Genomic DNA, 1,397 nt, shown 5'->3' with positions numbered 1-1,397 from the left:
GTGCATCATAAAGCATTTTTACAAATCCTCTTTTTGTGCTGCAAACCTTGTTGCAATAAGGGTTGTCGAGGATTTGCAAAAGTTTGTATCAAAACTATTTTGCTGTTATTTCCTCGCCGTTAACCACCATGTTGGTTATTGGATTTATTCTTAATTCAACCCTTGTGTTGTGTCCGGCCGCCGCAGCTTTTTTCATTATTGAGATAGCCCAACCAGAAGCCCCTTTTAAACTTTTGAAAAGCTTTTCCTCGGTTGGGTCAGCTTTTCGTCTTGTTCGCTTTTTTAGAAAAAGGTGGTTGGTTCGGTTGAATGAGATTATTCGCGCTCTGGTTACTTCAAAAGCGGAATAGTGCTCAAGAATTATTGAGTCTATTAGCCCATGGGTTGCGTGTTCTTCGCACGTGCCAACGTCGATGTACTCGACTATCTGTAGAGGGTTGTCTGTGGGGTGCATCAGAGTTTACCTGTTCCCTGTTATTGGTTCGGTTGTCTGATTTTAGTTTGTAGGCTGCAAAACTTACTACCTTACTTTTCATGTTAAGTCCTTTATTTTCATCTTTTGTGTGTTGGTTTATGTGATTATGATTTAAAAGTTGTAATTTGTACAATTTGCAAATTTTAAATTAAAAGGTTATTGTTCAGTTGTTGCCTGTTTGGGGTGACAGCTCTCTGAAAGCACAAACTGAAATTAAGGAATTTTTTTATGAAAGATTTGCAGATTACGCCGCAAAAAGCGGCTCGGGTAAGAAACCAGTTGGGGTTATCTCAGCGTGAAGTAGCTGATGATATTAAGAAGATGACAAGCGGTGCTATCAGCATTGATAACACTAAGTTAAGCCGTTTCGAGAGAGGGCTTATCAACCTGTCTGATAAGGCTTTGAAAAAGCTTATTGAATACTACGACCGAAAAGCTATCGAGAAAGGTCAGCTTGATGAAGTTGATGATGAAGAAGATCAGCTTGATGTTAATGCTCAGCCTGATAACTCCGCTGAGGATGAAGAGGGTACAGAGGCTGAACAGGAAAAAGCTGAAAGTGAGAAGCCGGCTAAAGTTGTTAAGTTAGCACCTCGAAAAAAATCAGTGGTTGATGACTCTTTCGGTAAAGACGCTATTGAGTTTGATAACCGAATTGATGAAGACGTTCGAGGGGCTTTGTTGGCTGCTTATGATGCGGTTAACGATAAGATTGATGAGTCGCTTGAGTATCGAGCTGCAAAAGGCTTTTTTGGTTACTCAGATGAAGACGATGAGAAAGCACTACAGTTAATTTTTGATATGGCGGCTGCTTACAACGTGGTGAGAACGTTGCAGGGGCGTCCTGTTTTTCCTGCGTTCAAGTCGGACGAACCTGAGTTTGAAGCTGGCTCTCTTTTGGCTGTGTTGAAGTCCAGTTACC

2 protein-coding genes are annotated in these 1,397 nt (G+C 41.2%); one reads left to right on the top strand and one right to left on the bottom strand.

What is annotated here, in order from left to right; translation table 11 throughout:
- Nucleotides 1–94: 94 nt before the first annotated feature.
- Nucleotides 95–454, bottom strand: coding sequence for a hypothetical protein (locus tag AAW00_RS15345; protein ID WP_206539339.1), 360 nt, complete (start codon nt 452–454; stop codon nt 95–97).
- A 249-nt stretch (nt 455–703) separates the two neighbouring features.
- Between AAW00_RS15345 and AAW00_RS15115 the strand changes: the two genes are divergently transcribed.
- The coding region (locus tag AAW00_RS15115) for a helix-turn-helix domain-containing protein (protein ID WP_156170105.1) at nt 704–1,397 on the top strand (694 nt) is incomplete at its 3' end.

Origin of the sequence: Aurantiacibacter luteus (assembly GCF_001010945.1) — a bacterium.
Classification (GTDB): Bacteria; Pseudomonadota; Alphaproteobacteria; order Sphingomonadales; family Sphingomonadaceae; genus Alteraurantiacibacter; species Alteraurantiacibacter luteus.
The sequence above is the reverse complement of the archived record's forward strand: the minus strand, read 5'-3'. Positions and strand labels throughout refer to the sequence as shown.